The organism is Patescibacteria group bacterium, from assembly GCA_035288465.1.
Lineage (GTDB): Bacteria > Patescibacteriota > UBA1384 > DATEAH01 > DATEAH01 > DATEAH01.
Map to the genome: position 1 here is coordinate 127750 of DATEAH010000007.1, position 13702 is coordinate 141451.

Annotated in this window: 17 protein-coding genes; 14 read left to right on the top strand and 3 right to left on the bottom strand. The window is 36.5% G+C overall.

All coding sequences use genetic code 11. The features are described 5' to 3' along the window. The first annotated feature begins 43 nt into the window (after positions 1-43). From gatA to VJJ80_03015, 4 genes are read left to right on the top strand one after another with little or no spacing between them, the layout of a single operon-like run. Positions 44-1483 (top strand): Asp-tRNA(Asn)/Glu-tRNA(Gln) amidotransferase subunit GatA, encoded by a 1440-nt coding sequence (gatA, locus tag VJJ80_03000; protein ID HLC39060.1) that lies wholly within the window; start codon positions 44-46, stop codon positions 1481-1483. Continuing rightward, entirely contained in the window at positions 1473-2936 is a 1464-nt protein-coding gene (gene gatB / locus VJJ80_03005; protein ID HLC39061.1) for an Asp-tRNA(Asn)/Glu-tRNA(Gln) amidotransferase subunit GatB, read from the top strand. Before gatA ends, gatB begins: the two co-directional genes overlap by 11 nt. Then, the gene (locus VJJ80_03010) at positions 2933-3250 is read left to right on the top strand and encodes a DUF5654 family protein (protein HLC39062.1); all 318 of its coding nucleotides are present in this window, start codon (positions 2933-2935) and stop codon (positions 3248-3250) included. Before gatB ends, VJJ80_03010 begins: the two co-directional genes overlap by 4 nt. A 16-nt stretch (positions 3251-3266) precedes the next feature. Further along, a complete protein-coding gene (locus VJJ80_03015) occupies positions 3267-4460 on the top strand; it encodes a trypsin-like peptidase domain-containing protein (GenBank protein HLC39063.1) in 1194 nt (397 codons plus the stop codon). A 30-nt stretch (positions 4461-4490) separates the two neighbouring features. On the opposite strand, the gene prmC is transcribed toward VJJ80_03015, so the two are convergent. Continuing rightward, a complete protein-coding gene (gene prmC, locus VJJ80_03020) occupies positions 4491-5360 on the bottom strand; it encodes a peptide chain release factor N(5)-glutamine methyltransferase (GenBank protein HLC39064.1) in 870 nt (289 codons plus the stop codon). Positions 5361-5452: 92 nt separating this feature from the next. Between prmC and VJJ80_03025 the strand changes: the two genes are divergently transcribed. From VJJ80_03025 to VJJ80_03035, 3 genes are read left to right on the top strand one after another with little or no spacing between them, the layout of a single operon-like run. After that, entirely contained in the window at positions 5453-5749 is a 297-nt protein-coding gene (locus tag VJJ80_03025; GenBank protein ID HLC39065.1) for a hypothetical protein, read from the top strand. A 7-nt stretch (positions 5750-5756) separates the two neighbouring features. Further along, complete coding sequence (locus tag VJJ80_03030) at positions 5757-6095, top strand: hypothetical protein (GenBank protein HLC39066.1); 339 nt, start codon at positions 5757-5759, stop codon at positions 6093-6095. Positions 6096-6147: 52 nt separating this feature from the next. Further along, on the top strand, positions 6148-6408 hold the full coding sequence (locus VJJ80_03035) for a hypothetical protein (protein ID HLC39067.1): 261 nt from the start codon (positions 6148-6150) through the stop codon (positions 6406-6408). Between the two features lie 248 nt (positions 6409-6656). On the opposite strand, the gene prfA is transcribed toward VJJ80_03035, so the two are convergent. Both prfA and rpmE read right to left on the bottom strand, forming a co-directional pair. After that, positions 6657-7697, bottom strand: a complete 1041-nt coding sequence (prfA, locus tag VJJ80_03040; GenBank protein ID HLC39068.1) for a peptide chain release factor 1 — start codon at positions 7695-7697, stop codon at positions 6657-6659. A 1-nt stretch (position 7698) separates the two neighbouring features. Then, complete coding sequence (gene rpmE, locus VJJ80_03045) at positions 7699-7953, bottom strand: 50S ribosomal protein L31 (protein ID HLC39069.1); 255 nt, start codon at positions 7951-7953, stop codon at positions 7699-7701. A 226-nt stretch (positions 7954-8179) separates the two neighbouring features. On the opposite strand from rpmE, the gene rpsB reads away from it, so the two are divergent. From rpsB to VJJ80_03080, 7 genes are read left to right on the top strand one after another with little or no spacing between them, the layout of a single operon-like run. Beyond that, positions 8180-8947 carry a 30S ribosomal protein S2 gene (rpsB, locus tag VJJ80_03050; GenBank protein HLC39070.1) on the top strand — a complete coding sequence of 256 codons (768 nt, stop codon included), beginning with the start codon at positions 8180-8182 and terminating at the stop codon, positions 8945-8947. 40 nt (positions 8948-8987) lie between these two features. Beyond that, positions 8988-9440: a translation elongation factor Ts gene (gene tsf / locus VJJ80_03055; GenBank protein HLC39071.1), complete on the top strand. Its 453-nt coding sequence runs from the start codon at positions 8988-8990 to the stop codon at positions 9438-9440. Between the two features lie 30 nt (positions 9441-9470). Further along, positions 9471-10028, top strand: a complete 558-nt coding sequence (gene frr, locus VJJ80_03060; GenBank protein HLC39072.1) for a ribosome recycling factor — start codon at positions 9471-9473, stop codon at positions 10026-10028. A gap of 28 nt (positions 10029-10056) precedes the next feature. Further along, complete coding sequence (locus VJJ80_03065; protein ID HLC39073.1) at positions 10057-11124, top strand: M50 family metallopeptidase; 1068 nt, start codon at positions 10057-10059, stop codon at positions 11122-11124. A gap of 22 nt (positions 11125-11146) precedes the next feature. Further along, positions 11147-12838: a proline--tRNA ligase gene (locus VJJ80_03070; protein ID HLC39074.1), complete on the top strand. Its 1692-nt coding sequence runs from the start codon at positions 11147-11149 to the stop codon at positions 12836-12838. Between the two features lie 57 nt (positions 12839-12895). Next, positions 12896-13153, top strand: a complete 258-nt coding sequence (locus VJJ80_03075) for a zinc ribbon domain-containing protein (GenBank protein ID HLC39075.1) — start codon at positions 12896-12898, stop codon at positions 13151-13153. 36 nt (positions 13154-13189) lie between these two features. After that, entirely contained in the window at positions 13190-13594 is a 405-nt protein-coding gene (locus tag VJJ80_03080) for a hypothetical protein (GenBank protein HLC39076.1), read from the top strand. Positions 13595-13702 lie beyond the last annotated feature (108 nt).

Here is a 13702-nt window from a genome sequence, read left to right on the forward strand (position 1 = left end):
TTAAAAAATAAAATAGTTTTGGATTTACTTTTTTTGAGGAAAAATGGATTTAAATAAATTAACAGTTGTTGAAGCTGCCGAAAAATTAAAGAAAAAAGAAATCACTTCTTTGGAATTAACTCATGATTGTTTTTCAGAAATCAAAAAACAAAATCCAAAAATTAACGCCTTTATTACTTTGAATGAGCAGACTGCAATTAAGCTTGCTGAAAAATCAGACGTCAGGCGAGCTAAAAATAAAACCTTAAGCCAAATTGACGGGATTCCAATTGCGATTAAAGATAATTTTTCAACCAAGGGTTTAAAAACGACCGCCGGTTCAAAGATTTTAGAAAATTATATACCAGCTTTTGAATCAATGGTGACTCAAAAATTGCTAAATGCCGGGGCGGTAATTTTGGGCAAAACTAATTTGGATGAATTTGGAATGGGTTCTTCGACGGAAAATTCAGCCTTTGGAGTAACCAAAAATCCCCATAACCCAGAAAGAGTTGCAGGTGGTTCTTCGGGCGGATCAGCAGCGGCTGTAGCTGCAAATATGTCGATCGCGGCCATTGGTACCGATACTGGTGGATCAATTAGGCAGCCAGCTTCGTTTTGTGGGGTATTTGGGATTAAACCGACTTATGGTCGAGTTTCTCGATATGGCATTTTAGCTTATGCTTCAAGTTTGGATCAAGCTGGTCCAATTACCAAAACCCCTCAAGATGCTAAAATTATTTTAGAGATTATTGCCGGTCTCGATCCGCATGATTCGACAACCATAAAAACCAATACGAATTCGTCAGCTGACGGACAATCTCAAATCTCAAGTCTCAAATCTCATGACTTAACAATTGGTGTTCCGGATGAATTTTTCAGTGAAGGTTTGGACGTCAAAGTCAAAGAAATAATTGAAAAGGCAATTAATCATTTATTAAAACAGGGTGCGAAAATTTCGAAAATTAGTTTGCCAACATTAAAATACGCACTACCTTCATATTATATTATTGCTTTAGCTGAGGCTTCTTCGGATTTGGCCAGATATGATGGCATAAAATATGGAAGCTCAAAATCCTCTGCCAAAGATTTGATTAGCGGATATTTAGAAACGAGACAGGAGGGATTTGGTACAGAAGTAAAAAGGCGAATAATGCTAGGTACTTATACTTTATCGGCGGGTTATTATGATGCATATTATAAAAAGGCTCAGCAGGTAAGAACCTTAATTTCAAAAGATTTTGCAAAAGTATTTCAAAAAGTTGATTTAATAGTTGGGCCAGTTTCCCCTACCCCAGCCTTTAAAATTGGTGAAAAAATTTCAGATCCTTTGAAAATGTATTTATCGGATATTTATACGATTTCGGCAAATTTAGCCGGCTTGCCAGCCGCTTCAATCCCAGCCGGTTTTATTGGTAAATTACCGGTCGGTTTGCAAGTGATTGCGCCACGACTTGAAGAAGAGAGGATTTTCCAAATAGCTAAGGAGCAAAATGGAATTTAAACCGACAATTGGTTTAGAAATTCATGTTGAACTAAAAACTCGATCTAAGATGTTTTGTGATTGTAAAAATGAACCAGAAATTATCGAGCCGAATATTAATATTTGTCCGGTTTGTTTGGGTATGCCAGGTACCTTGCCCACGGCAAATAAAACCGCCATTGATTGGACTTTAAAAACTGGTTTAGCTTTAAATTGCGAAATTCAAAAAAACAGCAAATTTGATCGTAAGAATTATTTTTATCCAGATTTACCAAAAGGATACCAGATTTCTCAATATGATATGCCTTTTTGTAAAAATGGATATTTAAAAATTTCAGGACGCAAAATTAGAACCAGGCGGGTCCACTTGGAAGAAGATACCGCGAAGTTATTTCATATTGATACAGGTCCACTCGGTGTAAGTTCGCTTGGAAGTACGCCATTGGGAGTTGGAGAAGTTTATTCCTTAATTGACTATAATCGCGCGGGCGTGCCTTTAATGGAAATTGTGACTGAACCCGATCTTCTATCGGCCAAAGAAGCTCGCGAGTTTGCACAAAAACTGCGTTTAGTTTTAAGATATCTTTCAGTTTCAAATGCGAATATGGAAAAAGGCCAAATGCGAGTAGAAGCTAATATTTCCCTTTCAAATCAAAATAAATTGGGTACCAAAGTTGAAATTAAGAATTTGAATTCATTTAAATCTGTCGAAAAAGCGGTCAATTTTGAAATTCAAAGGCAGACAGAATTATTAGAAAGTGGTGAAAAAATTATTCACGAAACGCGCGGTTGGCATGATCAAAAACAAATAACATTTTCTCAGCGAAGCAAAGAAACCGCGCCAGATTATCGATATTTTCCCGAACCGGATTTGCCAACTTTTGAATTTAACCAACAAATAATTTCAGATATTAAGGCTGATTTGCCTGAATTGCCAGATGATAAAAGTGTTCGTTTTCGAAAAGATTACCAGCTTTCTAAAGATGACATCGGGGTATTAATATCGAATTTGGCCTTAGCTAATTATTTTGAAGAAGTCTGTTTAAGCAAAGTTAATCCGCAAAAAGTGGCAAACTGGTTAATAACTGAGTTATTGGCAAAAATGAAGGTAGAATCGGTGAGTTTTTCTGAAATTAAAATTAAGCCTCATGATTTGGCAAATTTAGTTATGATGATTGAAAAAGGCGAATTAACCGGCAAAATTGCCAAAGATATTTTTAAGACAATGTTTGAATCTGGCGAAAATCCGACCCAAATTATGGCTGATTCAAAGATTGAATTAGTTTCTGGGGAAAATGAACTTAAAACTATAAGCCTGAAGATAATTAAAAAAAATCCTCAGCTGGTCAAGGATTATCAGGATGGCAAAAAACAAGTTATACAATTTTTTATAGGTCAAATTATGAAAGAAACTCGCGGCATGGCGGATCCGGAAAAAGCAAAATCAGTTTTACAAAAGGAATTATTAAAATGAGAAGATTTTCAAAATCAGCTCGAAAAATTCGCAATGAATTTATTAAAACCTTAGTTGTGATGATTGGTTCAGCTTTTGCCTTGGTGGCAGCTTTGGCTTGGAATACGGCAATTACGGAAATTATTAAAAAATATTTACAGCCCGGTAAGACTGTTTCGTCTTGGATAATTTATGCTTTGATTGTAACCTTTTTTGCCGCTTTAGTAGGTTTATATTTGGGGTATTTATCGGGAAAAGTTCGTGAAGATGAGGACAAAATCGAAGAATCCGAAGAGCATGATGAAGAAGCTGGTTATGATAAAAAACATCATTAATATATAAGGAGGCGACATGGCACCGCGAAAATTTTTATTTGAAGATAAGGCTTTTGGTTCAAAGCCGCAACGTTATAAAAAAGGTTCAAAATTCAGTTGTGGCATGCTCGCCTTTATTATAATCTCGAGTTTAATTTTTGGATTTTTAGGCGGTGCTGGTGCCATTTATGCCCTATCTGGAAATAAGAATTTTTCTAATTCCAGTTTAGGTTTGGATTTGGCGAAAAAAACTTATAAAGTTACGGAAGAGTCAGTAATTATTTCAGCCTCAAAAAAAGTTAGCCCGTCAGTGGTATCAATTGCGGTGATTTCAAATATTACTGATATTTTTGGTCGGAATGCCACCCAGAATTCCCAAGGATCAGGTTTTATTATCACCTCGGATGGTTTGATAATGACTAATAAACATGTTGCTTCAGATTTAAAAGCGCAATACACAGTTTTAACTCCTGACGGTTCAGCTTATAAAGCACAAGTGATGGCGCAAGATCCCTTGAATGATTTGGCGATTTTAAAAATTAATGCTTCCAATTTAACCCCGGTTAATATTGGGGCTTCTGATGATTTGCAGGTTGGCCAAAAAGTGATCGCGGTTGGAAATGCTTTGGGTTTTCAAAATACGGTGACTTCCGGTATTATTTCTGCCAAAGGTCGCACCATCCAAGCTTCAGATACCGCAGGTTCAACCCAGGAAGAGTTATCCGGTTTATTGCAGACTGACGCCGCCATTAATTCTGGAAATTCTGGCGGTCCCTTGACAAATATTGATGGTCAGGTAATTGGTATTAACACTGCGGTCGCTAATAAAGGTTCAGCTGAAGGAATTGGTTTTGCAATTCCAGTCAACGTTGCGAGATCGGCAATTGAAAGTTATCGTCGAAATGGGAAAATTATTAGGCCATTTATTGGGATTAGATATTATTCGATTACGAAGCAATATGCAGCTGAAAATAAATTGCCGGTTGAAAATGGCGCTTTAATTACTTCAGGCCAAGTTGGTGTACCCGCAATTGTTGTGGGTAGCCCCGCTGCCAAAGCAGGTTTGCAAGAAAATGATATTATTACCGCAATTAATAATGAAGAAGTGAATCAAGACCATGCCCTGTCATTATTAATTCAGCAATATCAACCTGGCGATCAAATTCAAATCACATATTTGAGAGATGGCAAAGAAAACAAAATCAAACTAAAATTAGTTGAATATAAATAGTTTGAAATTTAAATTTTTTTGAACTCAAAATTAACTAGAAATTTTTATGATACGATCTATATGCGAGAGATCTCTTATAATTTCAATTTTATAATTTGCGAGCGTTTTTTTGATAATTTTTTTAAGTTGATTCGTTTGGTTAGGATCAATCTCAATTAAGATAACCGCGTTTTTCCCTAAATGAGTTTTGATTTGTTTAAAAAATCTTTGATAAATTTTAAGACCATTTTTGCCACCGGCTAAGGCTAATTTTGGCTCTTTTTTTAAATCTTGAGTTATTTGATGGGGTGATAAATATGGTAAATTTGCTAAAATTAAATTAAATTTTAAGTTTTTGGGAAAATTAGAAAATAAATCAGATTTTAAAAAATTAATCTTTTTTGCAACTTGATGTTTTTGGGCGTTTAGTCGGGCAATTTTTAGGGCTTTCTGGGAAATGTCTGAAGCGAAAATTTTTATTTGTTTCCGCCGAGAGGCGAAAGAGAGCTTTTTGGCAATAGTAACACTGATACAACCAGAGCCGGTGCCGATATCAGCAATAAAATAGGTTCTAGGCTCTAGTTTATAGCTTTTAGAAATTTCTTGTAGGGTAGTTTCGATTAAAATTTCGGTTTCAGGTCGAGGAATTAAGACATTTTTATTAACCTTAAAATTTAAACCATAAAATTCTTTTTTGCCAATTATATAAGCTACAGGTTCTAATTTTGCACGTCGCAAAATCAGTTGTTTAAATTGGCGAGATTTGAGAGGGGAGATTTGAGCTTCCGGATTTGCATAAAGCCATTCTCGATTTTTTCCCAAAACAAATGCCAAAATCACTTCGGCATCTAAGCGTGCAGATTTAATCTTTTTATCAGATAATAATTTTTCTGTTTGAATGAGAGTTTTTTGAATATTCATCTTCTTGATAATTATTACTTTTTAAATTATAATATAAATCAGCAAATTAACAATTTATAAACTCAGGTAACTGTTCAAGGAGGGATGTCGAGATGAAACAATGGTTCTGGGATCCGTGGGGGCCAGGCGATACCTTTAAAAGACTTCAAGTTGCCTATAACAAAACTCAGATATTCTGGAAAACGGGCATGATATTATTTGCAAGTTCGTTGTTAATTGGGATGTTAGAAAATGTTTTGCTTGTTCCATATTTTGCACCGCAGACTGTTCAAATAATCTCTGGAATGCTTGGGCTTATTACTGGATTTAGCTTGTTTATTTATGTTATCTTCATTCCTTTTTCATATTGGTATGTGATTGAATTTATGGATCTAAAGAAGAGGAGCTGATGGCAAGATGGAACTGCTGGTTACGGGTTCAAAGCCGAGAACGGGCTTTAATTTTGGAATTCTTTGGGACGCAATATTATCTGGTATAATTATAGGGATGGTTGGCCAAGTTATATGGGGCGTAGCCAATAGTATGATGCTACCTCCTCCTGCAAATGATATAGTTGGTAATTTAATGTATGCACCTTGGATTTTTGTCGGATCGCTTTTGGCTTTGTTGGCAATTTTTATCTCAATCTTATACCTTTGTGATCTCTACAAGATTTTTCGTTTTGTTATTGCCAACTTGGGCATTATCGATGGTTTTATGGAATCAGAAAGATTAATTCGGAGAGAAATGGTATAGCTTATGTCCGGTTTCAACAAGAACAAGAGCAACTGCAAGAGGAGGCATCATAATGGGAATAGATATCGCTAAGGCTGTAATTGCAGTGTTTGTTGGTTTGGGCTTAGGAGTAGGATCAATTTTAGGTTTAGTGGTTCGTTTTGGGTCATATCAGGTGAAATTAAGGACAAATGAAGCTACCCGAGGATGCATTTTAGCCAGAATGTACGCCCATCCAGATAAAGGTATCCTTCTATCATTATCACGAGTATTTTTAGCTATTTTTGTAACATCAGCAATAATCCTTTTCTGCCTTTGTCGCTTTTACCCATAAATTCTGAGGTGGTCAAACCTTAAAGACAAATCAGGCCACCTCTTTTTTTATTGCATCGCTTGCAAGGCGCAGCCGCAGCCCCGAAGGGGTAGCACAAGCACGCAACAAGGTTCTTGAGCAAAGCGAGAGGTTCTTATCAGCTCGATGCTAATAATCCCGCATTCCAAGCGTTATGACAGGAAAATCTGTGGGACATTGTCGCCTCGTCGGCGACAATCTTCTGGCGGAGTCCAATTAGGACGGTTCTATTATTTGAGTGCGAGCAATTTATTAATAAGTATATCTAAATCCCCATTCAGGATTCTTTCAATGTTTTTGACGGAAAAGCCACCGCGATGATCGGTAATACGATCTTGAGGGAAATTATAGGTGCGAATTTTTTCTGATCTGTCGGCTCGGCCGACTTGCGATTTTCTTTCCTCGGCCATTTTGCCTTGTTCTTTTTCGAACTGTAAGTCAAGTAGTTTCGCCCGTAAGATTTTAAAGGCTTTTTCCTTGTTCTTCATTTGTGAACGTTCATCTTGACAAGAAACAACAGTGCCAGTCGGCAAATGTGTCAGGCGAACTGCAGAATCAGTGGTGTTAACACCTTGTCCGCCAGGGCCTGAGGAGCGGAAAGTGTCAATTTTAATTTCTGCGGGATTGATTTTTACTTCAGTTTCAGTCGCCTCAGGCAAGATGGCGACGGTGGCGGTTGAAGTATGGATTCGGCCGGACTTTTCGGTTTTGGGAACTCGTTGGACTCGGTGGACACCAGATTCAAATTTTAAAAATCTAAAAACTTCGTGTCCGGAAATTAAGCAAGTGACGTCTTTAATACCATCCAAAGTTGTTTTTTGGCTGTTTAAAATTTCTACTCGCCAGCCTTTTTTCTCGGCAAATTTTAAATACATTTTTAGCAAATCTGCGGCAAATAATTCGGCTTCATCACCGCCAGTGCCGGGCCGGATTTCCAAAATGACATTTTTATTTTCTTGTGCCGCTTCAGGTGAAAGGGCGATTTTGACAAATTTTTCTAAATTTTCTTTTTCAATTTTAAGCCTGGTCAAATCTTCTTCTATTAATTTTTTTAGTTCCGGTTCATCTTCATTTTTAACTAATTCTTCATTTTCTAAAATTTCTTTTTTAATTTTTTCTAATTTGTCAAAATCCAAAATAATCCGTTCTAATTCGGCTTTTTTGCGAGAGAGTTCTTGAAGCTTGGGAATATTGGTAGTGTTTTTTGGATTCGAAATTTGAAGAGTAATTTCAGCATACTCTTTTTTGATTTTATCAATTTGATCTTGCATTTTATTTGGCTTTCGTTTTGGATTTCTTTTTAGCGAGGGCTTTTTTGTATTCTTCAGCCTTTTTAATTCGAGCTTGGAATTTATCAACACGGCGGGCAGTATCGATGAATTTATGCTTTCCGGAATATAAAGGATGACAAGCAGAACAAATTTCTACCGAAATTTCAGGTTCGGTTGAGCCAATTTCAAAAGCATTGCCGCAGGCGCAAGTCACCTTAGCATTGGGATAGTATTTTGGATGAATGTCTTTTTTCATAATTTCTCCTAAAATAATTGACAAAATAATTATATCAGAAATCATTTAAAATTAAAAGAGATTATTTTAATTGTTAATTCTTGCATTCGTGAATAATTTCTGGTATTATTGAATTAGAAAAAAGTCCAAAGTCAAATTTTGCGATTGTTGGTGCCTATTTTTTTATTTTTATTTATATTTTTTATAATCTGCTTTGTAGAAACGAAGCTTAGGGAAGGATTAGAAAATGTCAAAAGAATTACCGAGTTTGGAAGAAATGCTTAAAAACGGCGTCCACTTTGGCCATATCAAAGAAAAATGGCATCCTAAAATGAAGCCGTATGTTTTTGCAATTAAAAATGGGGTTTGGGTGATAGATTTAGAAAAAACCCAATCAAACCTCAAAAGAGCCATAGATTTTATGGAACAATTGCTCAAAGAGGGTAAAACCATTTTATTTGTGGGTACTAAGAGGCAAATTCGAGAATCGGTCAAAAAAATTGCCGAAGAATTAAAAATGCCATATGTTGATTTTCGTTGGTTGGGTGGCACTTTGACTAATTTTGATACGGTTCGAAAAGCCTTAAAAAAGATGCGCGATTCGGAAATGCAGCTTGAAAATCCTGAATTTATGGGTAAAATGACCAAAAAAGAGCAAAAAAATTTCCAAGTTAATTTAGAAAAAATGCAAAGATCAATGGGAGGGATGAGAGATTTAAATAAATTACCCGAGGCAATGTTTATTATTGACACGGTTGAAGAAAAAGTCGCGGTTGATGAAGCTAATCGGTTAAAAATTCCTTTAATCGCCATTGTTGATACAAATTCTGATCCTTCGAAAATTAATTATCCAATTCCGGCTAATGATGATTCAAGGCTGGGAGTGGAATTGATTTTAAATACTATTTCTGAAAATTTAGCTCAAGTGAAAAATGTTGTCAAAGCTGAAAATGTCAAAACCGAAATCGCTAAAACTGAAATCAAAAAACTAAAAGTAGCAAAAATCGAAAAATAATTTGTACTCAAATAGAATTGATAAGTAAAAAGGAGAGTTTATGAAAATTTCATTAGATCAAATAAAACAATTAAGAGATAAAACCAGATGTTCAATCGCGGATTGCAAAGAAGCCTTAGAGCAAGCTGGCGGCGACATGGATCGCGCTTTAAAATTAATGGTGGAAAAAGGGGCTAAAATTTTAGACAAAAAGAGCCATCGTCAAACCAAAAATGGTTTAGTCGCCTCGTATATTCACTCTGACAAAAAAATTGGCGTCTTACTGGAATTAGTTTGTGAAACTGATTTCGCGGCGAAAACCGATGATTTTCAAAATCTTGGCCGCGAGTTAACGATGCAAATTGCAGCCACAGATCCGGCTGATGTAAAAACTTTATTAACACAACCATTTATTAAAGATGAATCTGCAGAAGTTTCCGATTTGGTCAAGGAAGCGGCGACAAAAATTCGTGAAAATATTAAAATAAATCGTTTTTGCCGATATCAAATATAAAATTAGAGTTCATTTTTCAAGGAGGTCCCAATGTTTCAAGACATTTTGAAGAATGCTCAGCCTCAGATGGAAAAAATCGTTCAAAATTTAACTGACGAATTTAGAACTTTGCACACCGGCAAAGCCACCGCAGGGTTAGTGGAAGATATATTAGTTGATTATTATGGCACAAAAACACCCCTGAAACAGATGGCGCAAATTGCCGTGCCGCAGCCAAATCAAATTGTCATTATTCCTTGGGATAAAGCTGCTTTAGGTGATATTACAAATTCGATTCAAAATTCGGAATTGAGCTTAAATCCTATTAAAGAAGCTAACCAAGTAAGATTAGTATTGCCTCCTTTGTCAGAAGAACGGCGTCGTGAGCTGACCAAGGCAGTTAAAACTAAAGCCGAAACTGCGAAAGTGGCAGTTCGAAATATGAGACGTGGGGCGTGGGATGAAATTCAAAAATTAGAGAAATCTGGAAAGATTACCGAAGATGATAAATACGATGGCCAAGAAGAACTCAATAAAATTATTAAAGAAATAGATGATAAAATTGATCAAGCGATGTCTAAAAAAGAATCTGAAATTATGAAGGTTTAGTTTAATTTAAAATTTTAAGGATTAAAAAATGTTTCTAACGATCGTGATATTTGTTTTTGTGCTCGGATTATTGGTTTTTGTTCATGAACTGGGGCATTTTTTAGCCGCCCGTGCCGCTAAAGTTAAAGTTGAGGAATTTGGTTTTGGTTTTCCCCCGAAAATTTGGTCTAAAAAGGTCGGTACAACAATCTATTCAATAAATCTAATTCCTTTGGGTGGTTTTGTTAAACTTTATGGCGAAGAAGGCAAGCATCTAAAAGATCCAAAATCATTTTTTGCCAAACCTTTAGCTTCGAGATTTTGGGTAATTGTGGCCGGGGTTTTAATGAATTTGGTTTTGGCTTGGGTTTTATTTTGGTTTGGTTTTAATGTTGGCTTGCCAGTTACGTCTACGCCAGCAGATCAGATTAAAAATGCCAAAGTAACTCAAGAAGTAATAATTTCTGAGGCCTTGCCTGATACACCAGCTCAAAAAGCTGGCTTGTCTCGGGGAGATATTGTGATTGCGGGAAATGGTCAGGCGATCACCACCCCCGAACAACTTTCGGAATTTACACAAAATCATATTGGGCAAAAGGCTGATTTTACCATTAAGCGCTATGGACTGAAAAAAAATTTGGAAATTACCCTTTCAAAAGATAAAAAAGCACCTTTGGGAGTAGCAGTTTTGGAATCCGAGCGAGTGAAAGTACCCTTTTTCCAAGCGCCGATTGTGGCGATAAAAGAAATTTATAATTTAATTAAATTGATAGTTCTAACATTAATTGGATTTTTTGCGACTCTTTTTGCGACCGGAAAAGCGACCGATGTTGGGACAGGACCGGTCGGGATCTGGTTTATCTTTAAGGTGGCGACCAAATTGGGCTTACCTTATATTTTACAGCTGACCGCTTTAATTTCGGTAAATTTAGCAATTATTAATATTTTGCCTTTCCCTGCCTTAGATGGCGGTCGGTTAATTTTTTGGATGATTGAAGCGGTATCTCGAAAAAGAGTCGCGCCCAGAATCGAAGGAATTATTCATGCGATCGGCTTTGCAATTTTAATTGCCTTAATTATTCTGATTACATTTCGTGATATAATGAACTTAAAATAAGTCAAAGTTGAAAAGGAGTAAGATGCGTTTTTCAAAATACTTTGCCAAAACTAAAAGGCAAATGCCGGGCGATGAAGAAACCGCCGGCGGTAAATTATTAGTAAAAGCTGGTTTTGTTTCTAAACTGGCTTCGGGTTTATATAATTTTTTGCCATTGGGAAATAGGGTATTATTAAAAATTGAAAAAATTATCCGTGGGGAATTAGACAAAGCTGGGGTGATTGAAATTTTAACCCCAGTTTTACACCCGGCCAAGCTCTGGAAAGATTCGGGCAGATTTGAGGCGGTAGGTGATGAATTATGGAAAATTAAAAACCCAAAAGGTGAAGAATTTGTATTGGCGATGACCGCCGAGGAAGTTTTTTCTGAGATTGCGAAAAATAATCTTCAGTCATATAAAGATTTGCCGGTGATTTTAAATCAATTCCAGACGAAAATTCGAAACGAAATTAGACCTCGAGCTGGACTTTTGCGGACTCGTGAATTTGTGATGCAAGATGCATATTCGTTTGATGTGGATTCGGCCGGGTTAGATAAAAGCCATGACTTGATGGTGAAAGTTTATGAAAAAATCTTTGCGCGTTTAGGAATTAAATTTCTCAAAGTTGAGGCTGATGTGGGGGCAATGGGTGGTTTGGCTTCTTTGGAATTTATGGTTAAAAATGAAGTTGGTGAAGATGAAATCGTAGTTTGTCCAAAATGCGGATACGCGGCAAATATTGATAAAGCTGAGTGTTTGATTTCTGGCGAAATGGTTCGAAATACTAAATATTTAGATCGGGAAAAAGTTAAAACTCCCAGAATGATTTCGGTTGTAGAAGTGACCGAATATTTAAAAACTAAAGAAGAAAATGTTTTAAAAACGTTGGTATTCAAAATTTTATGCACAAAAAAATTGGTGATAGCCGTAATTCGCGGTGATTTGAGTATTAATCCCAAGAAATTAGCCGGGGCAATTGGTGCAGAGGTTGAGATGGCCAGCGAAAAAGATTTAGAAGAGGCAGATTTAATGCCAGGATTTGTTTCACCGGTTGAGCTCGAAGAAGAGATTCAAGTGGTGGCTGATTCTTCGGTAAAATTAATGTCAAATTTTGTAGCTGGTGCCAATGAACGTGATTATCATTTTGTAAACGTTAATTTATCCGATTTTAAGCCTGATATTTGGACAGATTTGGTTCAGGTCAAAAAGGGCGATAAATGTAAGAATTGCGGTTCAAAATTGGAAATTGAAAAAGCAATCGAATTGGGGCATACTTTCAAACTTGGCGATAAATATTCAAAATCTTTAGGCGTTAAAGTGGCGAATTCCGAGGGCAAAGATGTTCCAGTGCAAATGGGATGTTATGGTATTGGTTTAGGAAGGGCGATGGCAGTAATCGCGGAAGAATTCGGCGATGAGAAGGGGATAAATTGGCCAAAATCAGTGGCGCCTTTTGAAATTTATTTAATTAATATTTCTGACTTAGATAAAATATCGCCGGTGGTTGATAAAATATACAATGATTTAGAAAAAGCGGGTTTTGAAGTTTTATATGATGATCGAGATTTTTCGGCAGGGATTAAATTTGCGGACGCGGATTTAATTGGGGCACCGGTGAGGATTGTGGTGAGCCAAAAAACTTTAGTAAAAAATGCGGTTGAGATAAAATTGCGTTCTCAACAAAAAACCGAACTCGTCCCGATTGAAAATTTAATCGAAGAACTCAAAAAATAATTATCTGAATGCTTAATTAAAGGTTGACTGGGGTGATTTTTTTAGGTATAATTTTTAATGGCAGTGCATATTGTACCTTTCCAGCCCGGAGGCGATGTGGGAGTGCAAATCAAACAAGATGGTTCAACTTTGATTTTTATTTGTCCAAATTGCCAAGAATTAAACACCCGAGCGGCGAATTTTTGCATTTGGTGCGGATACCATCTAATTGATCCGGAGGGTCAAAAAAAAGTTGACAAAACAGAATGTCCTGAGTGTGAGAATAAGACCCCCAACCTGGGTATTTTATGTGAGAAGTGTGGTAAGTCTCGATAGCCTGTATCCAAATCCAGATACCCGGAGGTGAGAGGGATGGTCTACTGCGAAAAGTGTGGGCGTCAGATGGGATTAACTCCGCGTCTTTATGGACGTCATTATCGATATGAATACAAATGTTCTTGGTGCGGATATTCTTTTAGTGAGCAATGTCACAATCTTAAAGACCGAAAGAGAAATGGTCGTAATAAGCATTTGGAATACTTGCGTCAGGAATTAAGTTTGTCATGCCAAAGAGGAAAAGCGGAGGCTACGGCGGAAATTATGCTTTTTTTCATTGAGGAAAAAGAAAGGATTCGTCAATTTAGACGTTTTTGCCGCACTTGTCCTGAAAAAGTTTCTCGAGAACAAATTGCAGCTGAAACTCCTTTTCGCTGGGAGATTTTCCAAACTTCACCGCGTTTCTTGAATCAATATCAAGAATATATTCCCAAAGTTTAGAGATTATTTTGAGCCGTTGCCGGCACTAATATTTAGTAGCTCGTAACGGCTTTTTTTATTCTAAAATTTAGGCTATAATGTAAGCAATGATTACGCCTCTGGAATTAA